Consider the following 24688-nt stretch of genomic DNA (forward strand, 5'->3'; position numbering starts at 1 on the left):
TCGCGACAGCGCGCGGGGCCGGCTGCCGGGGCAGCTACGCGGCTGTGGTCGTGGTCAGGGCGACCGCGGCGGTGTAGGTGACGTGGCCGAGGGCGGTCACCCGGGCCAGGGCCCACCAGTGGGCGCCCGGGCGGGCGTCAGCGGCGGCGCGGACGGTGAACGACAACGTCGTGGCGGCGCCGGCGGGCAGGTCCCAGCCCTGGATCCACGGCTGGACGTCGAGGTCGTCGGGGGTGTCGCCCCAGGTTCCGTACGGGGAGAGCAACTGGGCCTCCCCGCGCAGCGGGGCGTCGGCCGGGTTGTGCAGGTGGAGCGACAGGACCGCGGTGGACCCTGGGGCCAGGCTCACCGATGCCGGTGACAGGTCCGCGTCGGGGCCGGTCGTGGCGATGTCGGTGACGTCCTCCAGCAGCTGGCCGTACGGGTCGCGGATGCGGGCGGCGATCCGGCCCTCACCGGTCACCGCCAGGTCGAAGTGCTGGTGGCCGCCGGCGGGCAGGTCGTAGGTGTAGGGGCCGCCGGGGCTGACCGTGACGCCGGGCGGCAGGTCGAGGTCGACGGTTCCGGAGGCGGCGACGGTGCTGGTGGAGACGGTGATCCGGGCGCTCCCGGGTGTGGTGGACACGTGGACGGTCACCGGCAGGTTGTGCAGCGGGGCCGGGCCCTTGTTGTGCAGCCAGTATCGGGTGAACACCGGCTGGACCGGTTCGGTGGCCGGGACGGCGACGGCCGGCGGCGTGGCGGGGAGGGCGGCGATGGTCACGATGTCGGCGGGCGCCAGGTCCACTGTCACGTCGTCGCCGTCGGAGGTCGCGGGGGCCTGCGGTTCGCCGAGGACGTCGGCCAGGGCCGGATCGTGCAGGCCGCCGTGCAGGCGGATCCGGGCCCGGGCCGGGGTTCCGCTGGTCTCGTAGATCCGGGCGGTGATCTGGTCACGGTCCGGTTTGAGGGCGGAGAGCACGGCGTTGGCGGGTTCGACCGATCCGAGCGACAGGCGCGGCGGCAGATCACCGGGCGTGGCCGGGACCGGGGCGGCGATCAGCGGGTGGTTGGACTCCTGACCGGCCCGCACGAACCCGGCCCGCCGCCAGTCGCCCGGACCGGCGGTCAGGCTGTAGCGGAAGGTGTGCGTCCAGTGCTGCAGGGCGAAACCGGAGCCGTCGGGGACGGTACGGCGAGGTCCGTCGATCCAGACGCCACTGGGCCAGCCCGTGCAGGCGCGCATCAGCGACAGGTGGAGCGAGCCGTCCCGGGCCGCCACGAATCCGGGGGTGCCGTGGTTGACCAGCGCCACCGAGTAGTCGGTGAACTCGCTGTTCAGTGACTGGTCGACGGTGATCTCGGCGTCGTCCAGGTCGGCGATCAGGCCCGGCAGGGCCTCGGCGGTGACGATCAGGACCGGCAGGTCGCGCGGGCCGCGCAGATCGGCGTCGGGCACCCAGGTCTCGTCGAGCGGGCGGGCCGGCGGCACGTAGACCCGGCCGGTGGTGGCGAGCACCTCCGCGAACGACGGATCCGCCGCGGCCAGCACCGCGGCGCTGAAGGTGTTGTCGCCGACGACGATCCGGATGTCGGGCAGGTTCGAGTCGGCGTCCAGAGCGCCGTAGCGGGGACCGTCCGGGCGGGCGGCGGTCGCCGTGACCCCCTGCCGGACCAGCGCGACCATCAGCTCCCGCGAGTCCCGGTCGCTGACCACCTCGGCCACACCGAAAGCGACTCCCGGAGCCGCGGGCGCGGCGGCGGAGGACCCGGCGGTGAAGCGGATGCGGGCGGTGGTGGAGAGGGCGGCCCAGGTGTGAGCCGGGTTGTCGAGGGTCCACAGGCTTGCGGCGGCGTCGAGGTCCGGGAAGCCGAACGAGCGGCCGATGGCGGCGAAACCCACCTCGGACACCGGGAGGGCGCCGGGCAGGTCGAGGTCGAAACGGACGCGGAGCAGGCGGTCCTGGCCGATCGAGCCGTCGACGTGGGTGTGGAAGTCGATGCGGTCGCCGCCGGTCCACAGGGTGACCTCGCGGGTGATCCGGAGGTCGTCGATGGTCGTCTCGGTGATCAGGCGACGGCCGGCGGGGCTGTGTTCGGCGCGGACGGTGGCGGGCCGGCCGTCGAGACCACGGCCGGGGCCCTTCGGGAGCAGGTGCCAGGGGCCCTCGCCCCAGTGCGGGTGATCGGGATACTCCTCCTGCACGACCAGCTCACCGCCGAGGCCGCCCGATCGCAGCAGCTCCCGGCCGGTGTCACGGTCGACGATGCTGGTGAGGGCGCCGCCACGGGCCGCGTCCGCGCGTACCTCGAAGCGGTCGTTGCGGATGACGGACTCACCCGCCGCCGCGCGCCAGACGGTGACCGGGGCCGGCGCCGCGGCGGAGCCGGAAGCGGCGGACGGCGCCGCAGCGGCGGTGGGGCGGACGTGCCAGACCTGGTAGCCGAGGGCGGGCACGTCGTGGGCGACGGCCGACAGGGTCAGCGCGGCGAGGGTGCCGTCCGGGTGGCGGGTCTCCGCGGAGGCGACCGCCGGCACCTCCGCGCCGGTGTCGTCGACGACGGTCACCGCGAGCGGGCCGGGCGCCGGGAAGGAAACCTCGAACCGGGCGGCCCCGCCGCGGGCCCAGGACAGCGGGTTGGCGACCAGCACAGCCTGTCCCGGCCCGCGCGTGTCGACCCGTGCGGCCAGCCCGTCGACGGCCGAGCGCCGCGCTGCCGCGCCCAGCTCGAAGGCTTCCCGCCAGCCGGCGAGCAGGTCGAGGTAGACCTGATCGGATTCGGTTCCGGTGACGGCGTCGTGGTGGGCGCCGTACGCCAGGAGCCGCCACGCCTTGTCGAGTTGCGCCCGCGGGTAGCCGGTGCCGAGCAGGGCGGCGAGGGTGCCGAGGCGTTCGGCGTCGAGGACGATCGTCTCGATGGCCCGCTGCGCCTGCTTGGTGTCGATGTAGGAGACGTCCTTGCCGGTGTAGACCGGGTTCATGTCGCGGGTCTGCGGTGACAGCGTCGGCGACTCGGCACGGACGGCGGCGAAGAAGTCGCGGGGCAGGCCCATCGTGAAACGCGGCCACACGTAGCGTTTCGCCCATTCCCGGTGGATCTCGGTGCACCAGCGGGACGGGATGTTGTGGTCGTGCCCGACGGGCAGCATCACGTTGCGGGTGGCGGCGACCTGCCGCAGGGTCCGGTACTGAGCGTACGCCTCGGCGAGGGCCTCTTCGAGGGTCTCCTTGCGCTCGACGTCCCACCCGGCGACGTAGTGGTTGGCCATGTAGGCGGTGACCAGCCCCCGCCCGCTCGGCGAGATCCACTCGAACTCGCTGGGGAACTGCATGCGGGCGATGTCGCCGGTGTGCCGGCGCGGCCCGATGTGGTGGAACGGCCCGCGTGCCCACGAGCCGGAGGTCAGCCCGGCGTCGGCCATCAGCCCGGGGAAGGCGGGGTCGTGGCCGAACACGTCGACCATCCACGCGGTCCGCGGGTCGCCGTCGAGGACATCACGCTGGTATGCGAGGCCGAAACCGGTGTTGCGGATCGTCGACTCGGGGTGGGTGAGGTTGGTGTTCGGCTCGTTGTACATGCCGCCGACCAGTTCGACCCGGCCCTCGCGGAGCATACGGCGCAGGTCGTCGCGATCCTCGGGGAACACGTCCCAGTAGGGCTTGAGATAGTCGATCTCGGCGAGGACGAAACGATAGTCGTCGTCGAGCCGCGCCGCGTCGAGGTGCGCGCGGACCAGATCGAACGCGGTCCGGACGAACGCGGGCCGGAGCTTGTCGGCCTTCGGCACGTCGGGCAGCTGCTGCCACACCTCGGTGAAGCCGCGCTGCGTGTTCCACCAGACCGGGTCGTAGTGGAAGTGCGACACCATCCACATCGTCCAGCCGGTGGCCGCCACCCGGAACTCGCCGTCGGCGGTCACCGGGCCCGCGTCGGTGTCGGCGATCGCGGTGACGCGCAGCGGCGTGCCCTCGGCAGCCGGGGCGGAGACGAGGACGCCGACCTCGACGGTGCGTTGCTCGCCGGCGGCCAGTCCGGTGGTGACGGCGGCCTCGGGGGTACGCACGCGAGCGCCCTCCACCCGTACCCGGAACGGGTTCGTCGTCCCGGTGGCGGCGACGGTGACCCGGACGACCTGCCGGGGCGCCGCGGCCGGGCCGTGAAAGAGATCGGTGCCCTCGATCGCGGTGATCCGCATCAGGATGCCTCCGGTGTCCAGGTCCAGGCGGGCGCGGTCGCCCAGGTGGCGCCGAGCTCGCGGTAGAGGCGCCCGGTCGCGGCGGCCTCGTGGGTGAGCGTGGTCAGGTCGCCGAGCCGGTCCTCGGCGACCGGGGTGGGCGGCGGGCTCTGCCGGACGGCTTCGGCGACCTCGGTGAACGCGCGGGTCGCGGCGAGCGGCACGAGCAGGCGGACGGCCGGGTCGGCGAGGTGCGCGAGCAGGTTGCCGAGCAGGTCGGTGCGCGGGTGGCGGGTCTCGCCGGCGGCGGTGACGAGCCGGTCCTCGGTGTAGTGAAGGCGGGCGGTGTCGCGGCTGCCGTGCACGACGACGACCGGATCCTCCTCGGCCTCGGCGCAGAGAGTGGCGGCGACGGTGACCCGGGTGCCGCGGGCGGTGTGGATGCGGGCGCTGGCGGTGTCGTGCGCCTCAGCCGGGCGGGTGCGGTAGGTGTCCAGGTCGACGGCGCGGACCGACTCCTCGCCGCCGGAGCCGTCGAGGGTGACGGCGAGCGCGACGGCGTGGGCGAACGGGTTGGTGAGCGCGCCGTCGTTGACGTCGTGCCCGTCGAGGAACCGTCGCCCGGCCCATCCGGCGCGGCTCCAGTAGGCCTCGCCGCGCCACCACAGCCCGGTGGCGCTGATCGACTCGATGTCGCCGAGGTCGCCGGCGTCGATGCGGCGGCGCAGCTCGGTGACCGCGCCGGATCCGAAGGCCTGGAAGCCGACCTGCACGGTCCGGCCGGTCTCGGCCTGCACGGCCAGCAGACGGTCGAGGCCGGCGAGGCTCGGGGCGGGCGGTTTCTCCAGCAGCAGGTGGGCGCCCGCGCGCATGGCCGCCTCGGCGAGCTCGACGTGGGTGTGCACGGGCGTGACGATGACGGCCAGGTCGGGGGCGACGGCCTCGAGGAGGCTCGCCGCGTCCCGCCGCCAGGGCGCGCCGGCGGCCGCGGTCCGCTGCTCGGGGCAGGGCGGCCGCGGGTCGGCCACCCCGGCCAGCTCGATCCGGCCCCGCGTGTGCAGGGCCGAGAGCTGGTCGAGGTGGCCGCGGCCGTGTCCGTGCGCGCCGACCAGGACGACGCGTGGCAGGGTCATGACTTCAGGATCCGGACCGAGACGCCGGTGCGGGTGTGAACGGCTGCGGCCGGGCGGCCGTCGACGGTGACGGTGGCGAAACGGCCGGTCACCCGCTTGGCGGTGAGGACCGGGCCGCGCGGGTGGCCGATCACGTCGAGGGTGCTGCCGGGGCCGATGGTGAGGGTCCCGTCGAGGCACACGCCCGGGACGGTGCGCAGGGTGCCGCCGCGGATCTCGGCGTCGCCGCCGCCGAGGGCGTGACGGGTGGCCGCCACCAGGGTGCCGCCGAGGACGCGCACACCACCCCGGAAGCTGTTGGCACCGGTCAGGGTCAGGACGCCGGTGCCGCGCAGGGTCAGGCCGCCGCGGCCGGTGATGTCGTTGCGCCACGCGTCGGACACCCCGTCGAGGGTGACGTCGACGTCGGCCTCGAAGGCGGCGTAGCCGTCGGCGGCCCTGAACAGGTCGAGGCGTCCCCACTGCTCCGGGCCGTCGAGCAGGGCGTATCCGGCGGGCAGGGCGGTGCTGCGCAGCACGGCCCGGCGCTGGCCGGCGGTCAGGTACGGCTGGCGGGTCTCCAGGAGCACCTCGGCGCCCTTCGGCACGGTCAGGGGCCGGTCGGGGCCGGTGCGCGGCAGGATGTAGGTCAGTTTCGGCAGGATGAGGCGGCGATTGGCGAGGCGGTCGGCGAAGGTGTCCGTACCCACGCCGGGGTTGCTCGCCAGGAACGCGGCGGCCTGGGCCCGGGCAGCCACCTTGAGCTCGGCGTTGGCCGGGTCGCCGAGGATCGCGGCGGCCAGAGCGGTGGCCAGGATCCGGCCGCTGACCACGTCGAGCGGTGAGTGCATGCCGGCCGTGATGCGGGTGTCGGCCAGGTCGAAGGCGCAGGTCAGCAGCTCCTGGTAGCGCTCCGGGAAGGCGTGCGCGAAGGCCAGCGCGGCCAGGTGCAGGGCGTTGGTGTGGCCGCTCGGGAAGCCGCCGTCGTCGGCCGGGACGAGGCTGCGCTGGCGCAGCAACTGGGGCGCGACCTGGACCTTCGACCGGTAGACGGGGTAGCCGAACTCGTCGAGGGCGCCGGTGTCGACGACCGTGCTGTCGGTGGTCATCCGCCAGGGGCGCGGGTACTGGACGGCGAACTTCGACGGGTTGCTGGAGGACCAGTTGCCGCGCACGGTGTTGACCAGGGTGACGACCTGGCCCAGCGGCGAGGTGGGTGAGCCGGCGCCGAGTGTCGCCCCGGCGGGGGCGCCGGCGGGCACGAAGTCGCTGATCGTGGTGGCGGGGGTGCCGGCCGGGGCCTCGGTGATGCCGGTGACCGCGAGGGCCGTGGTGCGGTACGCGGCGGCCCACGGGCCGAGGCCGTCGATGACCGCGTAGCTCTGGTGGCGGCGGTCGACGAGGAACGAGCGGGCGGCCTCGGCGTCGGTCCGCGATGCGGTACGGGTCTCGCAGAACCGGACGTTGGCGCGGAGCACCGCGGCGTTGCGGACGGCGCCGTTGTTCCAGGCGGTGCCGGTCTGCCAGTACGACTCGACGCCGGACAGGATCCGCACGGCGGCGTTGGTGTCGGCGGTCGGGTTGGTGGTGAGGTTCGACCGGTAGTCGTCGACGAACGGCTTCACCGCGTCGGCGATCGCGGCGCGGCTCAGCAGCGGCGCGGCCAGGCCGGCGGTGGTCGCCGCGAGCAGGGTGCGGCGGGTCAGAGTGGTCATCTGTGGTTCCTCAGTCTTTGAGGCCGGCGTTGATGTCTGCGTTCATCACGTACTTCTGGAAGACCAGGTAGAGGGCGACCAGCGGGACCATCGACAGGACCGAGGCGCTGATCAGGACCGACCAGTTCACGTTGTTGGCGCCGACGATGCCGGCGATGCCGATCTGCAGGGTGAACTGGCTGGGCTCGTTGAGGATGATCAGCGGCCAGAGATATTCGTTCCAGCGCCACTGGAACGAGAAGATCGCCAGGGTCAGGATGATCGGCCGGGACAGCGGCAGCATGATCCGCACGAAGGTGGACAGTTCGCTGGAGCCGTCGATGCGGGCCGCTTCGAGCAGGTCGTTCGGGACGGTGACGAAGAACTGGCGGAACATGAAGGTGCCGGTCGCGGTGATCACCGCGGGCACCACGACACCGGCCAGGCTGTTGTAGAGGCCGAGGTTGCGGACCACCAGGAAGAGCGGGGCGAGGATCGTCTCGGTCGGCAGCATGGTGGTGGCCAGGATGCAGCCGGCGAAGACCTTCAGCCACCAGTTGCTGTACTTGGCCAGGGCGTACCCGCAGGCGGCGCTGACCATGATGGTGAGCACTGTGGCCGCGAGGGCCACGATCATCGTGTTGACCAGGTATCCGGGGAAGTCGAAGCTGGTCCACGCGTCGGTGTAGCCCTCGAGCGTCGGGTTCTTCGGCCAGAACGTCAGCGGGTAGGAGAACAGCTCCCCACCGGGTTTGAACGAGCTGACCACGAACCAGAGCAGCGGGAAGCCGTACAGGGCGGCCAGCAGCCACATGATCGCGCTGGAACTGATCTTCTTCGGCAGGTCGCCGGTCCGGCTTCGGGAGGCGGCCATCTCAGGATCCCTTCCGGCGGCTGGCGATCAGTTGGAGGACGGCCACGATCACCAGGATCAGCAGGAGTACGAACGACGCCGCGCTCGCATAGCCGATCTGGGCCCGTTTGAAGCCGGTCTCGTAGATGTACTGGACGATCAGGTTGTTCTCGGTGCCCGGTCCCCCGTCGTTGACCGCGACGAAGTACGTGTACTCCTTCATCGCGTGCAGGGTGCTGAGCAGCACGACGATGAAGGTGGTGGGCGCGATGGCCGGCAGGGTGATGCTCCGGAACTTCTGCCAGGCGCCGGCGCCGTCCAGGTCGGCGGCCTCGTAGTAGGAGACCGGCACGTTCTTGAGCGCGGCGACGAACAGCAGCATGTTGAACGCGGTCCCGGCCCAGGTGGCCACGATGACGACGATCATCAGGGACAGGTCGCCGTTGGACTGCCAGGAGACCGGCTCCCCGCCGAGCTCGGTGATCACGAAGTTGACCAGGCCGAAGTTCTCCCCGAACAGCCAGCGCCAGATGACGCCGGCGATGATCGGCGAGATCAGCCAGGGCAGGAAGAAGATCACCCGGGCGATGGGCTTGCCCTTGGCGTACGGGCTGACCAGCAGATAGGCGATGCCGAGCGACATCACGACCATCAGCGGGACGACACAGCCCGTGTAGATCAGGGTCCGCAGCAGCGCCGCGTAGAAGTCGGCGTCACCGATCAGCTCCTGGTAGTTCTCCAGACCCACCCAGGGCGCGTCGCCGACACCGGTGTAGCTGGTGAAGGAGTAGGCGAGGCCGATGATGGCGGGCCAGATGAAGAACGTCAGGAAGAGCAGGAGGTTGACCGAGATCAGGATGAGTGGAGCAAGGGTGTAGCTGTTGTGCCGGCGCCGGCTGGCGCTGAAGACCATGTCACTCCTCGTTCCCCGGCGAGGCGGGCCCGCCGTCACCGGCGGGCCCGCCCGTCGCGATCCCCTACTTGATCTGGTCGTTCAGGCCGGTGACGATGGCGTCCACGGTCTTCTGCGCGTCCTGCTCGCCGTTGACGAACTTCGCCATCTCGGTCTTGATCAGCGCGTCCTCGACCTTCTGCTTGGCCAGCAGCAGCTTGGTCTGGTTGGCCTGGCCCGAGCTGGAGATCGGATCCGCCAGCTCGATCTCCTTGATGTAGAGGGCGAACGCGTCCTGGGCGGCCTTCTTCTCGAAGGGGTAGGTCAGCGTCAGGCCGGTCTCGATCGGCAGGTAGCCGTTGGTCTGCGCCAGCTTGGTGTAGTTGGCCGGCTGGAAGATGAAGTCGAGCCACTTCTTGGCGGCGTCGGCCTTGTCGCCGTTCTTGAACGCGACCATCTTGCCGCCGAGGTTGATGTCGGTGGCGTGCGTCGGCTGGGCCGGGCTCGGCACGCTGGCCCACTCGAAGTCGGTGATGCTGTCGGCGAAGTCGGCGACCTGCCAGACGCCGGAGTAGTAGGCGACGACCTGACCGCTCTTGAACAGCGCGTTGGGGTCCTGGCCGGAGGTCCACACCGACTTGGGCATCACCTTGTCGTCGTTGATCTTGCCGAACTCGCTGATCGCCTGCACGGTGGCGGCGTCCGGGGCGGCGAACCTGCCGTCCGCGCCGAGCTGGAAACCCTTCCCGCCGTGGGTGTAGATCCAGCCGCGGATGCGGGCCGCGGAGTTGTCGTAGACCAGGTCGTACTTGGCGTTGGTGGCCTCGCGGACCTTGGTGGCCGCGGCGAGGAAGTCGGTCCACGTCCAGGTCTGCGCCGGGTCGGCCGGGTAGGAGACCCCGGCCTTGTCGAACAAGCTCTTGTTGATGTAGAGGCCCGCCGCGGTGATGTCCGAGGGGATCGACAGGACCTTGTCACCGTCGGCGGTGATCAGGCTCTTGTTGATCTTGTTGGCCTCGTTGTTCGCGATGCTGGCGAGGTCCTGCACCTGGTTGATCCAGAGCGGGTCGAGCGACGGGACGCTGGCGGTGTCCGGCAGGGCGTTGGCCTGGGCAGCCTGGCTCAGCTTGTCCTGGTAGCCGTCGTAGGGGACGTTGACGATCTCGACCTTGATGCCCTCCTTGGCCTCGAACTCCTTGGCCAGGTCGGTGTAGCCCTTGTCCTGGGCGGAGGTGGAGAACCAGAAGGTGATGCTCTTCGGGTCGCCGTCACCGCTGCCGGAGCCGGACGAGCAGGCGCCGAGGACGAGCGCGCCGACGACGGCCGCGGCCAGCCACCCCTTCCGAGCGGATGCCGAAATGCCCATGACTATCTCCTCGATGAAATGTCTTCTCGTGGTTCTTCTCGTGGCGACGGACGTTAGAGGAAAGCGCTTACCGCGTCAACGACATGTTCATTCACAGGCAACTTCTTAACCGACTTCCCTCGATCTGCGCGGGCGGACTTCTGTACAGTTTCCTAAACGACCGGCGTGCTGATGGACAGTCGCAGCCTCGATGGGGCTTTTCCGGTCACGTACAGAAGGACACCCTCGGCCGCATCGGTTCCGCCGAGGAATTCGTAATCCTCCCCCGGGTGGTACGCCGGCTCGGACTCCGACGCCGTCTCCGGGCCCTCGACGATCGTCACGGCCAGGCCCTCGTAGGTGGCCGTGCCCGACTCCAGATGCCATCGATCGCCGCCGAGCGGGCGCGCGCCGGTCATCGTGCCGCCGGGCCGGAACGCCAGCTCCAGCGCCCAGTCCACGGCCGCTCCGGCGACGTCCACGTCCAGGCCTGCGACCGGAGCGGCGCCCGCCGGGGGCAGCGTCAGCCGTACGCGGGTCGTGAGGGTCACCTCGTCGCGGGGGCGGCCGGCGAAGTCCATGGCGGCGCTGAAGCGGCCGTCGTCGGTGACCGCGTAACGGCCCGTGCCGTCGCCGGGCAACGGCTGGTAGTAGGCCGCCGAGACGGTCTCCGCCAGCTCTGCCACCGGTCCCGGTGCGACGGTCATGGTGTCGGCGCGGAACGGGCCCAGGCCGAAGAACGTGCGGGACAGCCGGACGCTCTCCAGGACCGTGGCGCCGGCGTGCAGCCGGAACAGGGTCGGCGAGTTGGCCAGCCCGGACCGGATCCGGCGGTGCCGGGCGTGGTCGGAGCCGCCGAACACCACGGCCGTGCGGTCCGGGCCGTGCGCGACCAGGGTTCCGGCGGCGGCGAAATGGCGCTGCCGGAGTGTCGGCGGCGGCACGGCGGGCGGCAGCCGGCGGCCCGTGAGCGGATCGGCGACGGCGCTCGCCGGCGAGTCGATGCCCTGCTCCAGGGCGATCCCGGCGGCCCAGGCCAGGTCACCGCGGCCACGCCGGACCGCCATCGCCCGCAACGACAGCAGGAAGACCCGCAGCGGCAGGCGACGGCGCTGGTCCTGCCGCCGGGACAGGACGGTCTCCACGGTGCCGTCGGGCAGCAGCAGGTCGAGGGTGGCGGTCAGGTTGGCCTCGACGGCGTCGAGCAGGTCCGGCCGGTCGAAGACGTCGGCGATGACCAGCAGGGACGGGTTCGACACGGCGGCCGCGTAGTTGGCGCTGCGCTCCGAGTAGAGCCCGTCCTCGATGTCGACCCCCTCGGCCAGCCACTGGGCGACCCGGCCGGCGATCTCCGGCCGCGGGTCGAGCCGGTGCAGGCGGGCCAGGGCGGCGGACAGCTCCCACCGATGGTTCGGGGTGTGCACCCCGCCCTTGAGCAGGGCGGGGGTCATCGAGTCGAGCAGCCGGAGCAGTCCGGTCCGCTCGGCGGCGCCGGCCAGCAGGCGGGCCGCGTCGGCGAGGTCGTTGACGCTGAACGCCGAGTCCGGCGGCGAGTCCACGTTGTCGCCGCCGCGGAACAGCCCGGACGGGTTCTGCCGGTCCCGCAGCGTCGCGACCAGCCCGGCCACTCCGGCGAGCAGGTCGTCGTCGCCGGTGAGGCTCCAGGCCGCGGCCAGCGCCTTGACCCGCTCGGCGAGCCGGCGGTGCTGCAGCCGCCGCCACAGCTCGCCGGTCTCCGCGCCGATGCCGCGGACCTCCCGGTCCAGAGCGGACCGGACGAGGGCGGCGAACTCCGGATCAGAATCGGTCACCGCATCACTTTCCGAAAGACGCGCAGAAATGGCACCCACCCTATTACTACCGCCGGTACAGCTCGGGTGTCGACGGCATCTCGACGGTATAACGTTCTCCGCTTTCCAGCGCCTTCACGCACGCCTGCGCGACGAACGTGGCGGCGAATCCGTCCCACGCCGTGGCGCCCTGTCCGGCGCCGTCGATCCAGTCCTGCAATTCCAGGCGGTAGGCCTCGGCGAAACGGGGCCGCCAGTCGGCCGGGAGCTCACGCGCGTGCAGTCCGGAACGGCGTACCGACGTGGGCGGCGGGGCGTCCAGAGTGGCCGTGCCGGTCTCGGCGACCAGTTCGCAGCGGACCTCGTAGCCGTACCGGGCGTTGACGAAGATCTCCACGTCGGAGAGCACCCCGGAGGCCGTCGTCAGGACCAGCAGCTGCGGGTCACGGGTGCCGCCGGCGTTGCCGCTGGACCGCGGCGCGTGCACGGCGACCTCGCTGATCTCGTCGTCGAAGAGCCAGCGGGTGATGTCCAGCTCGTGCACCGCCGAGTTGGTGATCAGGTTGGCGCTGGGCATGCCGGGAACGGCGGCCGGGTTGCGGTGCACGTTGTGCAGCATCAGCGGCGCGCCGATCTCCCCGGTGGCGAGCAGCGCCTTCAGGTCGGTGTAGCCGGGGTCGAAGCGGCGCATGAACCCTACGGTGATCAGCCGGCTGCCGTGGGCGGTCTCGGCGTCGAGGATCCGGGCGCAGCCGTCGACGGTCGGGGCGAGGGGCTTCTCGCAGAGCACCGGCTTGCCGGCGGCCACGCACGCGAGCACGTACTCCTCGTGGGTGGCGTCCGAGGAGGCGATCAGGACGGCGTCGATGGCGTCGTCGGCGATCAGGGCGTACGGGTCGGTGAAGACCTCGGCGCCGCCACTGGCCCCGGCGACCCCGCGGGCCCGCTCGTCGTCGAGGTCGAAGACACCGCCGACGACAGCGCCGGAGACCGCGTGGGTGAGCAGGCGGGCGTGGTCGGCGCCCATGATGCCGGTGCCGATGATGCCGATCCGCTTCACGCCCGTCCCTCCGGTTCCGGCCGGGACGTGCCCGGGCTCGATCAGCGTCGTCACCGGGCCACCTCCGTGAGGAACGCGAAACTGCGCCGCGCGTCGCCGATCGGCCCCTCGCCGTCGGCCGGCTCGGAAGCCAGCGCGCAGTCCTGTTCCAGCACGTACCAGCCGGTGTATCCGGCGTTCTCCAGGGCACGGACGATGCCGGGGATGTCGACGTCACCGGCGCCGAGCGGCGTGTACAGGCCGGCCCGGACACCGTCGATGTAGGCGCGGGAGCCGTCCTGGACGGTGGCCGACACCTCCAGGTCGACGTCCTTGAGGTGCACGTGGGTGATCCGGGACGCGGCCAGCTCCAGCAGCTCGGCCGGCTGCATGCCGCCGATCAGCAGGTGGCCGGTGTCCAGGCAGATCGGCACGTCACTGCCGTCGAGCACCCGCAGCACGGCCTCGCGCGACTCGACGGCGGTGCCGACGTGCGGGTGCAGGCTCGGGCGCAGGCCCCGGTCGCGGGCCATCTGCTGCAGCGTCTCCAGGGTCGCGAAGAGCGTCCGCCACTCGTCGTCGTCCAGGTGCACCTTGTGGTCGTAGCTGCCGTCGCCGGAGCGGGCGGCCAGCACCACCACCTCGGCGCCGGCGGCGGCCAGGGTGTCCATCGCGTCGGCGGCCTCGGCCAGGTCGTCGCCGGTCGCCACGTGCATCGGCACCGGCAGGAAGCCGCCGATCAGCGTCATGCCGTGGCGGTCCAGGGTGACCCGTACATCCGCCGGGGTCTTGCCCAGGTAGCCGGTGGGGCCGAGCTCGGTGGCCCGCAGCCCCAGCCCGCCCATCTCGGCGAGCACCCGGTCGGCGGGGAGCTCCAGGCCCCAGCCGGGCGCCTCACAGACGCCCCAGGAGATCGGCGCGCCGCCGATACGTTCCGCGAAGCCGGTCAAAGTGTCCCCTCCTTCTACAGGTAGTCGCGCTGTCCGCGCTTGCCGTCGAGGTACTGCTCGTAGGCGGTCCGGACCGTCTCCAGCCGCGACGTCTCGGCGACCGGCACGTCCCACCAGGAGTCGCTTGCCGGGGCGTCGACCATCGGGTCGGCGTCGACGTGCACGACCGTGACGCCGTCGGTCTCCCGGGCCTTGGCCAGCGCCTGGCGCAGCTCGTCGACGGTGCCGGCGCGGAAGACGGTGGCGCCGAGGCTGGCGGCGTTCGTGGCCAGATCCACCGGAAGCACCGTGCCGCCGAGGCGTCCGTCCTGGTCGCGGTAACGGTAGGCGGTGCCGAACCGCTGGGCGCCGACCGAGGCGGAGAGCCGCCCGATCGAGGCATAACCGTGGTTCTGCACGAGAACCACGATCAACTTCACCCGCTCCTGTACGGCGGTCACCAGCTCCTGCGACATCATGAGGTAGGAGCCGTCGCCGACCATGACGAAGACCTCGCGGTCCGGGGCGGCCAGTTTCACGCCCAGGCCGCCGGCGATCTCGTAGCCCATGCAGGAGAAGCCGTACTCGACGTGGTAGCCCTTCGGGTCCCGGGTGCGCCACAGTTTGTGCAGGTCACCGGGCATCGAACCGGCCGCGCAGACGACCACGTCACGGGGGCCGGCGGCGTCGTTGACCGCGCCGATCACCTCGGACTGGGCCGGCAGCGGCTGGTTGCCGAGGTGGTAGGCGCGTTCCACGGTCGCGTCCCAGGCCCGCGCCTTCTCACCGGCGCGCTCCCGGTAGGCCGGATCGGTCCGGTAACCGGCCAGGGCGTCGAGCAGCGCCTCCAGCGCGGCGCGGGCGTCGGCCACCACGGCCTCGCCGGAGTGCTTCGCGGCATCGAAGGAGGCGATGTTTACGTTAACGAAACGGACTGTCGGGTCCGCGAACGCGCTGCGTGACGCCGTGGTGAAGTCGCTCCAGCGGGTGCCGACGCCGATCACCACGTCGGCGTCGCGGGCGAACTCGTTCGCGGCCACGGTTCCGGTGGCGCCGACCGCGCCGAGGGCGAGCGGGTGGTCGTACCGCATCGAGCCCTTGCCCGCCTGCGTCTCGGCGACCGGGATGCCGGCCGCCTCGGCGAGGGACCGCAGCGCGCCGGTCGCCTCCGAGTAGATCACTCCCCCGCCCGCGATGATCAGCGGGCGCCGTGCGCTCCGGATGATCGCGACGGCACGGGCCAGCGCGCCGGGCTCCGGCAGGGTGCGCGGCACGTGCCAGACCCTCTTGCGGAACAACGGGTCCGGGAAGTCGTACGCCTCGGCCTGCACGTCCTGCGGCAACGCCAGGGTGACCGCGCCCGTCTCGGCCGGGTCGGTGAGGACCCGCATCGCGCCGAGCAGCGCCGAAGGCAGCTGCTGTGCCCGCCAGATCCGGTCGTAGAAGCGCGACACCGGCCGCAGCGTGTCGTTGACGCTGACGTCGAAGCCGCGCGGGTCCTCCAGCTCCTGCAGCACCGGATTGGCGACCCGGGTGGCGAACACGTCGCCGGGCAGCAGCAGCACCGGCAACCGGTTGACGGTGGCCAGGGCCGCCCCGGTGACCATGTTGGTGGCGCCCGGCCCGATCGAGGTGGTGCAGGCCAGCGTGGACATCCGGTTGCGCATCCGGGCGAAGCCGGCGGCCGCGTGGACCATGCCCTGCTCGTTGCGGCCCTGCCGGTAGGGGACGGCGTCCGGGTCGGTCAGCTCGGCCTCCAGCAGCGCCTGCCCGAGGCCGGCGACGTTGCCGTGACCGAAGATGCCGAACCAGCCCTCGATCAGCCGGTGCTCGACGCCGTCACGCTCGGTGTGCTGGGCGGCCAGGAACCGTACGACGGCCTGCCCCACGGTGAGTCTCATCGGTCCTCCTCCTTGCCGAACGGCAGCCGGGGGTCGATCTCCTGGCCGGTCCACGTGTCGCGGATCCAGGCGTGCTCCGGCTCGTCCTCGATCACCCAGGCCCGCTCCCCCGGCCCGGCCATCACGTTCAGGTAGTAGAGGTCGTGACCGGGCGTGGCCATCGACGGCCCGTGCCAGCCGTCCGGGATCAACACCACCTCGCCGGTACGGACCTCCCGCACCCCGTCGGCACGCTGGTAGGCGGGCCCGCCCCCGGCCACCTCGAAGTAGTAGATCTCCTCCAGGTCGTCGTGCCGGTGCGGCGGGTACGACGACCAGTTGCCGCCCGGGGTGAGCACCTCGCAGGCGATGATCCGGTCGGCGTCCAGCACGTCGGTGGTGGCGAAGTTGTTGACCTGCCGGGAGCAGACGCCCGCCCCGCGCAGCTCGATGCGCTGCTGGGCGACCGGGATGTGCCGGAACGGCAGCCGTCTGGTGGCCCGTGCCGTGGCCAGCGCGAACCGGCCGCCGTCCGGGCTGCGCAGCGTCAGCGTCGTCTCGATCGGCACGTAGACCACGTCGGTCGGGCCGTCGAAGACGCTCGCCCGGCCGGCCAGCTCGGCCTTGTCGCTGCCGGTGGTCACCGTCGCCGACCCGCTCAGCGGCACCACGACCACCTCGTCACCGCCGGTGGCCTGCTGGTACTCGTCGCCGGGGGCCAGCACCACGACCCGCAGGCCGCTGTAGCCCCAGCCCGCCGACTCCGGGGTCACGTCCAGCCGGATCACGCCGCCACCCCCGTACGCACCAGGCGTACCGCGGCGTCGACCGCGGCGGCCACGTCACCGTCCGGTGGGTAGAGCAGCGCCCGGCCCACCATCAGACCCCGCACCCCGGGTACGGCCAGAGCCCGTCCCCACGACGCGTAGGTCTCCTCCGGACTGCCCGACGGGTCGCCGCCGAGCAGCAGCGCCGGCATCGTCGTCGCCGCCATCACCGCCTCCATGTCCTCCACGACCGGCAGTTTCAGCCACGTGTAGGCGCTGGTGCCGCCGAGTCCCGCGGCGATCGCCACGGACCGGGCCACCGCCGCCGTGCTCAGATCGTTGACCACCGAGCCGCTGCTGCCCCGCTTCGACAGGAACGGCTCGACCATCGCCAGCAGCCCGTGCGCGGCCAGCTCGTCGACCGCCCGGGCGCTCGCCTCCAGGGTTCGCACGCTGGCCGGGTCCTCCGGGTCGATGCGGACCAGCATCTTGCCGCCGTCGAACCGCATCCGGGCCACCGCCGCCGCGTCGTAGCCGGTGAACCGGTCGTCCAGCTCGAAGACCGCGCCCTGCAGGCCACCCCGGTTCATCGAGCCGATGGCGATCTTGCCGTCCAGCTCGCCGAGCAGCAGCAGGTCCTCCAGGACGTCGGCGGTGCCGAGCACCCCGTCCACCCCTGGGCGGCGCAGCGCGGTCCGCAGCCGGCGCAGCAGCTCGTAGCGGTCGGCCATCGCGCCGCCGTCACCACGAACACCCAGCGCCCCGCGGGCCGGGTGGTCGGCGGCGACCAGCATCAGCCGGTCCCCGGCGTCGGCCAGCAGCGGGCGGCGCACCCGCTGGGCGGCGGCCTCGGCGATGGCCTGCGGGCTGGTGGCTCGCAGGCCACGCAGCTCGGCGAAGTCGTCGACGTCGTCAGACACGTCCGGCCTCCAGGACCTTCTCGACCTCGGCCGTGGTCGGCATCGCGGTCGAGCATTCGAGGCGGCTCGCGACGATGGCGCCGGCCGCGTTGGCGAAAGCGATGGTCCGGTCCAGTGGCCAGCCGGCGAGCAGGCCGTGGCAGAGCGCGCCACCGAACCCGTCCCCGGCGCCCAGGCCGTTGACCACGTCGACGTCGGTCGGCTTCTTCGTCACGCTGTCCTTCGAGGTCTTGGCGAGCACCCCGGCCGGGCCCATCTTCACCACCGCGAGGGAGACCCCGGCGGCGAGGAGGGCGTCGGCGGCGGCGTCCGGGTCGGACTCGCCGACCGCGATCTCGCACTCGGTCAGGTTGCCGACCGCCACGCTGACGTGCGGCAGAGCGTCCCGGACCGCGGCCGTGGCCTCGGCCTCCGAGTCCCAGAACATCGGCCGGTAGTCGAGGTCCAGGATGGTCAGCGGCCGGCGGCCCCGGGCCCGCCACGCGGCGTGGTGGGCGGCGTTGCTCGGGTCCTGGGACAGGCCGGTGACGGTGGCCCAGAAGATGCCGGCGTTCGTGATGGCGTCCAGGTCCAGCTCGTCCGGCTCGATCATCAGGTCCGGCGCGGTCGGCTGACGGTAGAAATAGAGCGGGAAGTCGTCCGGCGGGAAGATCTCACAGAACGTCACCGGGGTGGGCAGGCCGTCGACGGCGGCGACGAACCGGTCGTCGACTCCCAGCTCACCAAGCTCGCGGCGGACGTACCGGCCGAACGGGTCCCGGCCGACCCGGGTGATCACCGCGGTGCGGCGCCCGTGCCGTGCGGCGGCGACCGCGACGTTCGTCGCGCTGCCCCCGAGGAACTTGCCGAACGAGGTGACGTCCTCCAGGCCCACTCCGGTCTGCAGGGGATAGATGTCGACGCCCACCCGTCCCATGGCGATGACCTCGAAGTCCCGCATCACACCTCCGATTACGGCAAGATGTCGCGAACGTTTCCGCCGCTCGTGTCAGCAGCCTCTGCCGCGCTGTTGATCACGTCAATAGTTTGTATTGACATTCTTCTGAACGCACTGACAAACTTCCGCGATTGTCACCGTTGAGGGGGTGCCACCGATGCCCATGCCGCCTCTCGAGATCGACCGCACCAGCCCCGTGCCCATCTACTTCCAGCTCGGCCGACGCCTCGAGGAGGCGATCGAGCGGGGTGAGCTGGTCCCCGGCGAGCGCCTGCCCACCGAGATCGAGCTGGCCGAGAACCTGGACATCTCCCGGCCCACCATCCGCCGGGCCATCGAGGAGCTCGTCAGCAAAGGCCTGCTCACCCGCAAACGCGGCGTCGGCACCCGGGTCACCGACGTGCAGGTGCGCCGCCGGGTCGCACTGACCAGCCTCTTCGACGATCTGGCCGCCGCCGGGCGGCAGCCGCAGACCCGGGTGCTGCGCTTCGACCGCGACTGCGTCGACCGGCACGCCGCCCGGATGCTCGGCCTGCCCGCGACCGAGAAACTCGTCCACTGCGAACGGCTGCGCCTGGCCGACGGGGTGCCGCTCGCCGTGCTGCGCAACTGGCTGCCACCCCGGTTCGCCGACCTGACGGCCGAGGCGCTGGGCTCGCGCAGCCTCTACCGGATGATGGCCGAGTGGAACGGGCGGCCGGCCGTCGCGAAGCAGCGGATCACCGCCAAGGCGGCGACGCCGGCACAGGCCCGGCTGCTCGACATCGGGCAGCACACACCGCTGATCAGCATGCAGCGCACCTCCTTCGACAGCACCGGCGCCACCGTCGAGTACTCCGACAACCTGTACCGGGCCGATCACTACGCCATCGAGGTGACCGTCTTCAACCGATGACGGAGGCCAGGATTCGCACATTGTCGAACACCGGGTGACGGCTGTCCGTCCCGGTTGACAGCGAACTCGAATGTTGCGAGTGTGCGTCCGTTGTGTTTCGTGTTTGAAACTGTTCCTTTCGGGAGCACTCCATGTCATTGAAAGCTCGCGCTCTGCTGGGCACCCTACTCCTGACTCTTGGATCTGTGAACGTTCCCACATCGGCGTCGGCCGCGCCGGTGTCGACGGCCTGCGCCACCACCGGGTCGGTCGACTTCGGGGTGGACCTGGCCGGCGACGGATGGAAGTTCACCACCGGCGACGACCCGGCCTGGTCCGACCCGTCCTTCACCGACACCGGCTGGCGGGACTGGACCGTCCCGGACAACTGGGGCGACCACGACGACCTCAGCTCGTACGACGGCTTCGCCTGGTACCGCAGGACGTTCACGCTGCCGGCCCGCCCGGACGGGGTCACCGACGCGGCCGTCGTCGCGGCACTCGGCAAGATCGACGACGCGGATCAGGCCTTCCTCAACGGGCGGGAGATCGGGCGCACCGGGGGCTTCCCGCCGTCGTTCGACTCCACCTGGGAGGTGCCCCGCGAGTACTACCCGGCGGACGGGCTGCTGCGGTGGGGCGCCGTCAACGTCCTCGCCGTCCGGGTCTACGACGGCACCGGGGGCGGCGGCTTCTACCAGGGGCCGGTCGGGCTCTACTCCAAGGCCCGCCTCCGCGCGCTCGCCGGGAACACCGGGACGGCGGCCACCCGTACCCAATTGGCTCACGCCTGTGCGGTGCTGGACCGCCAGCATCGTGCCGTCGCCGCCGGGGACGTCCGCGGCTATGCCGCGACCCTGGCCGACGGGTTCTTCCACCAGGGCGACACCGCCACCCGGCGGATCGCCGGCCTGCGCGAGCTGCTCAAGGCCGGCCGGGTCACACTGACCGACGCGCAGGCCGAGGTGTACGTGGACGGCCAGGGCCGCCTGATCGTCGACACCATCCGCACCTGGACCGGGCTGCCGCCGGCACGCGAGCTGCTGCACATCGACCCGCGCCGCCCGGTCGAACTCGGTGACCACTCCCGGTTCTTCCGCGACGACTACGCCTCCGCGGCGATGGGCCGGCGAGCGCAGTTCAACGTGTACCTGCCGAAGGACTACACCCGCACCGGCGCCCGGCGGTTCCCGGTGGTGTACATGCTGAACGGCTTCAACGGCAGCAACATCGAGTGGGAGGCACGCGACATCGACACCGTCCTCGACCGGCTCGGCGTCGAGGCGATCGTGGTGTTCCCGGACGGCGGCAGCGGATGGTACGTGGACACGTCCGCCGGAAAGTACCGGACGATGATCGTGGACGAGATCGTGCCGCTCGTCGACCGGGCGTACCGGACCGTCGCCGACCGTGACCACCGCGGGATCAGCGGCGTGTCGATGGGCGGGCAGGGCGCGTTCACGCTCGGGCTGGCCAACCCCACGGTGTTCAGCTCGATCGCCAGTCACATGGGGGCGCTCAGCCTGCCGCCGCTGGCCGGGACGTCCGCCGAACAGGCCGCCAACGCCGGGCTGCGACCGCTCACCCTGGTCGCCGGGATGTCCGCGGCCGACCTGAACCGGCACCGGTACTACTTCGACGGCGGCGACTCCGACGACTACCGGTTCGGGGTTGCGGCCCAGCAGATGAGCACGGCGCTGGCCGCGAAGGGGGTCCGCCACGATTACCAGCTGGGCGCCGGGCGGCACGACGACGCGTACTGGATGCCGAAACTGGACCGGTCGTTCGGGCTGCACGCCGAACAGTTCGCGGCCCACCCGGTACGGCAGCCGCGTGAGCCCGAGCCGGTGAAGTCGCCGTACGTCTGGCCGTGACCGTGATCGGCCGGGCCGCTCCCGAGGCGGCCCGGCCGATCCGCGGTCGCATCCATCGGCGAGAATGCACGCATGCGGGACGGCCTGTGGTGGATCGGCGGGTCCCCGTGCGCGGGCAAGACCACGGTGGCCGGGCGGATCGCCGGGCGGCGCGGCGTTCCGGTCTACTCCTGCGACGACGCCTTCGCCCGGCACGCCGACGGTGGGCCGGTGCTGCGGAAGGTCACCGCGATGGGCGTCGGCGAGCGGCTCGCCCAGCCGGTCGAGGTGCAGGTCGACGACGTGTTCGCGCTGTACCGGGAGGAATTCCCGCTGATCCTCGACGACCTGCGGGACGCCGTGGACGGGACCGTGGCCGAGGGCGCGGCGCTGCTGCCGGAACTGCTCGCCGGGATCGGCGTGCCGGCCGGCCGGGCGGTGTGGATCGTGCCGACGGTGGACTTCCAGGTCCGGCACTATCGGGCGCGGGCCTGGGCGCACGAGCTGCTCGCCGGCCTCGACCGGCCGGACCTGGCCTTCGACCGGTGGATGCGCCGGGACGCCCTGTTCGCCGAGCGGGTCGCCCGCCAGGCACGTGACCTGGGCTATCGGGTGATCGTCGCGGACGGCGGCCCGATCACGCCGTGGCCGGGGGAATCGACACTCGCGCGCGGGGACGGAGAAACGTCATGAGCGACCGGGCCGACGTCGTGATCGCCGGGATGGGGCCGGTGGGCGCGCTGCTCGCGGCCCTGCTCGGCAGCCGCGAGGTGGACACGATCGTGGTCGAGCCGCAGGACGGCCCCTATCCGAAACCGCGGGCGGCGGTGCTCGACAGCGAGGCGCTGCGCGGGCTGGGCCTGGTGGCGGGGCTGGCCTCGTTCACGGAGTGGGGCACGCCGGTGGCCCGCAACGGCGTGGTCGGGCCGGACGGGCGGCCGCTGCTGATGATCGAACAGACCGGGCGGGCGTACGGGTTCCCCGCGCTGGCCCGGATCGACCAGCCGGCGTTGGAGGGCGCGCTACGGGCGGCCGCCGCCGCGACCGGCCACGTCCGGGTCCTCACCGGCCGCCGGGTGACCGCGGTGGAGGACGGCGACGACGACCGCCCGGGGACCACGATGGAGGACGGCGACGACGACCGCCCGGGGACCACGATGGAGGACGGCGACGACGACCGCCCGGGGACCACGATGGAGGACGGCGACGACGGCCGCCCGGTGACCGCGGCGCGGAACGGCGGCGGGGTGACGGCCGTGCTCGACGACGGGCGGCGGGTGACCGGCCAGTGGCTGGTGGGCTGTGACGGCGTCGGGAGCACCGTGCGGGAGGCGGCCGGGATCGGTTTCTCCGGCACGACGTACCCCCAGCCGTGGTTGGTGGTCGACGCCCGGGGCGGCGATGTGGAGGGCGGGCCGAGCGTCGCCTTCGTGGCCGACGCCGCCCGGCCGTGCGTGGTGATGTCGCAGCCCGGCCGGTGGCGCTGGGAGTGGATGCTGCTGCCCGGCGAGGACCCGCAGGCGATGACCGCCGACGAGCGGGTGCGCCGGCTGGTCGGCGCGTGGACGGACCCGGACGGGCTGACGATCGAGCGGGCCACCGTGTTCACCTTCCACGCGCGGATGGCCGGCCGGTGGCGGGCCGGGCGGATCCTGCTGGCCGGGGACGCGGCGCACGCCATGCCGCCGTTCGCGGGCGCCGGGCTCGGGATGGGGATCCGGGACGCCGTGTCACTGGCGTGGCGGCTGGCCGACGCGATCGGCGGGGACACCGGGCCGCTGGACGGCTACGAGGCCGACCGCCGGCCCGACGTCGCCAGGACCACGGCGCTGTCGCTGCGCATCGGCCGGATCGTGCAGAGCCGCAGCCGTACGGTCGTGCGCCTGATCCGCGGCCTGCTGCGGACCGTGGCCGCCATGCCCGGCGTCGAGCGCGCGGGCCGCCGGCCGCCGGCCCGCCGCGCCCTGCCGAACCCGCGGGTGCGCGTCGCGGGTGGCCCGCCGACCCCGTTGGACCAGGTCATCGGGTACCGGTGGGCCTACCTCGGGCACGGCTGCGATCCACGCGAGGTGATGCCCGCCGTCCCGGACGACGCGGTGCTGCTGGCCCTGGACCTGCCTGATCCGCGACCGGGCTGCCTGCCGATCACCGACCCGGACGGCCTGCTGTCCGGCCGCCAGGGAACCGTCACTGTCGTCCGCCCGGACCGTTTCCTCCAGGGCGCCCGCCGGTGAGCCGGGCCGCCGCCGCGAGCCGGTGGTACGGATTTACGTAATTACGATATGGTGGGGCGGTGAGCGACAACGACCGCCTCGCCGCGCTCGAACAGCGCGTGGCCGAGCTGGAACGACGATGCGGGAGCCGGCCGGCCGGCGACCCGCCGGCCCGCACGCCCGACACGGAGGTGTTCTGGGCGCTCGAGGGCCTGCTGGCCCGGGCCGGTGATCCGGGCGCCGTGCTGCTCACCGGCCACGCGACCCTGCCCGACGGGCGCCAGGCCCGCTGGCAGGAGGCCGCCGGTGTCGAGGATCTTCTCGGCAGCGACTGGACGGCTCACGTCGCGGCCCTGGCCGCCCTCGCCCATCCGGCGCGGATCCGGATCCTGCAGCGTCTCCTGCACGGCGCCGGGACAGCCGCCGACCTGGTGCAGATCGACGGCATGGGCACCAGTGGCCAGGTCTACCACCATCTGCGGCAGCTCGTCGCCGCCGGCTGGCTGCACACCACCGGCGGCGGGCGTCACGAGGTGCCCGCCGCCCGCGTGATCCCCCTGCTCGCACTCCTGTTGGGAACCCGCCGATGAAACGTGCCATCGCCCGTCACCAGACCCTGTGGCTGCGGCTGTTCATGCTCTCCGTCGTCGCCGGCCTGGTCCTGCCGTCCGTGCCGTGGTGGCTCGACCTCCCGGTCAAGGCGCTGCTGCTGGTCCTCGCGTTCGTCCGGCCGCCGCGCTCACCGCTGCCGCCGGTCGAGCTGGCGCCGCCGGTGCGGGGCCGGTGGGTGGCGATCAACAGTCCCGGCACCGGCGCTCCCAGTCACGGCGTCCGGGCGTACGGGCAGACCTACGCCGTCGACCTGCTCCAGCCGTCGCCCGGCGCGCCCGCGACGATCGGCTGGTCGCCGCGCACCCGTGCGCCGCAGTCGTTCCCGTGTTTCGGCGCGCCGGTGCTGGCCATGGCCGGCGGCACGGTCGTGGCGGTCACCGGCGGGCGGCGTGACCACCGCAGCCGGCACACGTGGCCGACGCTGGTGTGGATGATGACGGTCGAGGCGCTGGTCCGCGAGATCGGCGGCGCCTCCTGGATCCTCGGCAACCACGTGATCGTGCGGCACGACGACGGGACCTTCGCGGCGTACGCCCATCTGCGCCGTTCCTCCGTGCTGGTCCGCCCCGGCGATGCGGTGGCCGCCGGTCAGCGGCTGGCCGAGGTCGGCAACAGTGGCAACACCTCCGAGCCGCACCTGCATGTCCAGCTGATGGACGACCCGCGTCCGACGGCCGCCGCCGGGATCCCGATGCGGTGGACCGCCCTGGCGTTCGAGGCGGAGAAGGATCCGCGCTGGTCCACCGGCGACCCGAAACCGACGGCCGTGCCGGGCTTCCCGCAGAACGGCCAGCTCTTCGAGGCGGGCGTGCGGTGAGCGCC

Annotated in this window: 19 protein-coding genes; 6 read left to right on the forward strand and 13 right to left on the reverse strand. The window is 72.4% G+C overall.

Annotated elements, in window-relative coordinates; translation table 11 throughout:
* Positions 1-34 precede the first annotated feature (34 nt).
* From BM290_RS11905 to iolC, 13 genes are all read right to left on the reverse strand, one after another.
* Positions 35-4177 carry a glycoside hydrolase family 38 N-terminal domain-containing protein gene (locus tag BM290_RS11905; protein ID WP_239143491.1) on the reverse strand — a complete coding sequence of 1381 codons (4143 nt, stop codon included), beginning with the start codon at positions 4175-4177 and terminating at the stop codon, positions 35-37.
* Positions 4177-5289, reverse strand: coding sequence for a Gfo/Idh/MocA family protein (locus tag BM290_RS11910; RefSeq protein ID WP_093613078.1), 1113 nt, complete (start codon positions 5287-5289; stop codon positions 4177-4179). The genes BM290_RS11905 and BM290_RS11910 overlap by 1 nt, the downstream gene beginning before the upstream one ends.
* Positions 5286-6983 carry a phosphatase PAP2 family protein gene (locus BM290_RS11915; protein ID WP_093613080.1) on the reverse strand — a complete coding sequence of 566 codons (1698 nt, stop codon included), beginning with the start codon at positions 6981-6983 and terminating at the stop codon, positions 5286-5288. The genes BM290_RS11910 and BM290_RS11915 overlap by 4 nt, the downstream gene beginning before the upstream one ends.
* A gap of 10 nt (positions 6984-6993) precedes the next feature.
* Positions 6994-7836: a carbohydrate ABC transporter permease gene (locus BM290_RS11920; RefSeq protein ID WP_093613082.1), complete on the reverse strand. Its 843-nt coding sequence runs from the start codon at positions 7834-7836 to the stop codon at positions 6994-6996.
* A 1-nt stretch (position 7837) separates the two neighbouring features.
* Positions 7838-8728, reverse strand: coding sequence for a carbohydrate ABC transporter permease (locus BM290_RS11925; RefSeq protein ID WP_093613084.1), 891 nt, complete (start codon positions 8726-8728; stop codon positions 7838-7840).
* A gap of 64 nt (positions 8729-8792) precedes the next feature.
* Positions 8793-10073 carry an ABC transporter substrate-binding protein gene (locus BM290_RS11930; RefSeq protein ID WP_093613086.1) on the reverse strand — a complete coding sequence of 427 codons (1281 nt, stop codon included), beginning with the start codon at positions 10071-10073 and terminating at the stop codon, positions 8793-8795.
* Positions 10074-10225: 152 nt separating this feature from the next.
* Entirely contained in the window at positions 10226-11863 is a 1638-nt protein-coding gene (locus BM290_RS11935; RefSeq protein ID WP_203779287.1) for a hypothetical protein, read from the reverse strand.
* 46 nt (positions 11864-11909) lie between these two features.
* Positions 11910-12956 carry a Gfo/Idh/MocA family protein gene (locus tag BM290_RS11940; protein WP_239143490.1) on the reverse strand — a complete coding sequence of 349 codons (1047 nt, stop codon included), beginning with the start codon at positions 12954-12956 and terminating at the stop codon, positions 11910-11912.
* The gene (locus BM290_RS11945) at positions 12953-13831 is read right to left on the reverse strand and encodes a TIM barrel protein (protein WP_203779286.1); all 879 of its coding nucleotides are present in this window, start codon (positions 13829-13831) and stop codon (positions 12953-12955) included. The genes BM290_RS11940 and BM290_RS11945 overlap by 4 nt, the downstream gene beginning before the upstream one ends.
* A gap of 14 nt (positions 13832-13845) precedes the next feature.
* A complete protein-coding gene (gene iolD / locus BM290_RS11950) occupies positions 13846-15711 on the reverse strand; it encodes a 3D-(3,5/4)-trihydroxycyclohexane-1,2-dione acylhydrolase (decyclizing) (protein ID WP_093613088.1) in 1866 nt (621 codons plus the stop codon).
* Positions 15708-16478, reverse strand: coding sequence for a 5-deoxy-glucuronate isomerase (gene iolB, locus BM290_RS11955; RefSeq protein ID WP_093613090.1), 771 nt, complete (start codon positions 16476-16478; stop codon positions 15708-15710). Before iolB ends, iolD begins: the two co-directional genes overlap by 4 nt.
* Positions 16475-17377 carry a Cgl0159 family (beta/alpha)8-fold protein gene (locus tag BM290_RS11960; RefSeq protein WP_093613092.1) on the reverse strand — a complete coding sequence of 301 codons (903 nt, stop codon included), beginning with the start codon at positions 17375-17377 and terminating at the stop codon, positions 16475-16477. The genes iolB and BM290_RS11960 overlap by 4 nt, the downstream gene beginning before the upstream one ends.
* Positions 17370-18317, reverse strand: a complete 948-nt coding sequence (gene iolC, locus BM290_RS11965; RefSeq protein ID WP_093613094.1) for a 5-dehydro-2-deoxygluconokinase — start codon at positions 18315-18317, stop codon at positions 17370-17372. The genes BM290_RS11960 and iolC overlap by 8 nt, the downstream gene beginning before the upstream one ends.
* A gap of 154 nt (positions 18318-18471) precedes the next feature.
* On the opposite strand from iolC, the gene BM290_RS11970 reads away from it, so the two are divergent.
* The 6 genes from BM290_RS11970 (at position 18472) to BM290_RS11995 (ending at position 24683) form a co-directional block, all read left to right on the forward strand.
* A complete protein-coding gene (locus BM290_RS11970) occupies positions 18472-19209 on the forward strand; it encodes a GntR family transcriptional regulator (protein WP_093613096.1) in 738 nt (245 codons plus the stop codon).
* 185 nt (positions 19210-19394) lie between these two features.
* Positions 19395-21062 (forward strand): alpha/beta hydrolase, encoded by a 1668-nt coding sequence (locus tag BM290_RS11975; RefSeq protein ID WP_177319669.1) that lies wholly within the window; start codon positions 19395-19397, stop codon positions 21060-21062.
* 72 nt (positions 21063-21134) lie between these two features.
* Positions 21135-21734 (forward strand): hypothetical protein, encoded by a 600-nt coding sequence (locus BM290_RS11980; protein WP_093613100.1) that lies wholly within the window; start codon positions 21135-21137, stop codon positions 21732-21734.
* Complete coding sequence (locus tag BM290_RS11985; RefSeq protein WP_093613102.1) at positions 21731-23275, forward strand: FAD-dependent monooxygenase; 1545 nt, start codon at positions 21731-21733, stop codon at positions 23273-23275. The genes BM290_RS11980 and BM290_RS11985 overlap by 4 nt, the downstream gene beginning before the upstream one ends.
* 59 nt (positions 23276-23334) lie before the next feature.
* Complete coding sequence (locus BM290_RS11990; RefSeq protein ID WP_093613104.1) at positions 23335-23844, forward strand: winged helix-turn-helix domain-containing protein; 510 nt, start codon at positions 23335-23337, stop codon at positions 23842-23844.
* On the forward strand, positions 23841-24683 hold the full coding sequence (locus BM290_RS11995) for a M23 family metallopeptidase (RefSeq protein ID WP_093613106.1): 843 nt from the start codon (positions 23841-23843) through the stop codon (positions 24681-24683). The genes BM290_RS11990 and BM290_RS11995 overlap by 4 nt, the downstream gene beginning before the upstream one ends.
* The last annotated feature ends 5 nt before the right edge of the window (positions 24684-24688 follow it).

The organism is Actinoplanes philippinensis, from assembly GCF_900113015.1.
Lineage (GTDB): Bacteria > Actinomycetota > Actinomycetes > Mycobacteriales > Micromonosporaceae > Actinoplanes > Actinoplanes philippinensis.

Excerpts from the sequence above, each read along its gene's own strand:
- BM290_RS11905 (WP_239143491.1), bottom strand. The coding sequence starts at position 4,177 with ATGCGGATCACCGCGATCGAGGGCACCGATCTCTTTCACGGCCCGGCC.
- BM290_RS11910 (WP_093613078.1), bottom strand. The coding sequence starts at position 5,289 with ATGACCCTGCCACGCGTCGTCCTGGTCGGCGCGCACGGACACGGCCGC.
- BM290_RS11915 (WP_093613080.1), bottom strand. The coding sequence starts at position 6,983 with ATGACCACTCTGACCCGCCGCACCCTGCTCGCGGCGACCACCGCCGGC.
- BM290_RS11920 (WP_093613082.1), bottom strand. The coding sequence starts at position 7,836 with ATGGCCGCCTCCCGAAGCCGGACCGGCGACCTGCCGAAGAAGATCAGT.
- BM290_RS11925 (WP_093613084.1), bottom strand. The coding sequence starts at position 8,728 with ATGGTCTTCAGCGCCAGCCGGCGCCGGCACAACAGCTACACCCTTGCT.
- BM290_RS11930 (WP_093613086.1), bottom strand. The coding sequence starts at position 10,073 with ATGGGCATTTCGGCATCCGCTCGGAAGGGGTGGCTGGCCGCGGCCGTC.
- iolD (WP_093613088.1), bottom strand. The coding sequence starts at position 15,711 with ATGAGACTCACCGTGGGGCAGGCCGTCGTACGGTTCCTGGCCGCCCAG.
- iolC (WP_093613094.1), bottom strand. The coding sequence starts at position 18,317 with ATGCGGGACTTCGAGGTCATCGCCATGGGACGGGTGGGCGTCGACATC.
- BM290_RS11970 (WP_093613096.1), top strand. The coding sequence starts at position 18,472 with ATGCCCATGCCGCCTCTCGAGATCGACCGCACCAGCCCCGTGCCCATC.
- BM290_RS11980 (WP_093613100.1), top strand. The coding sequence starts at position 21,135 with ATGCGGGACGGCCTGTGGTGGATCGGCGGGTCCCCGTGCGCGGGCAAG.
- BM290_RS11985 (WP_093613102.1), top strand. The coding sequence starts at position 21,731 with ATGAGCGACCGGGCCGACGTCGTGATCGCCGGGATGGGGCCGGTGGGC.
- BM290_RS11995 (WP_093613106.1), top strand. The coding sequence starts at position 23,841 with ATGAAACGTGCCATCGCCCGTCACCAGACCCTGTGGCTGCGGCTGTTC.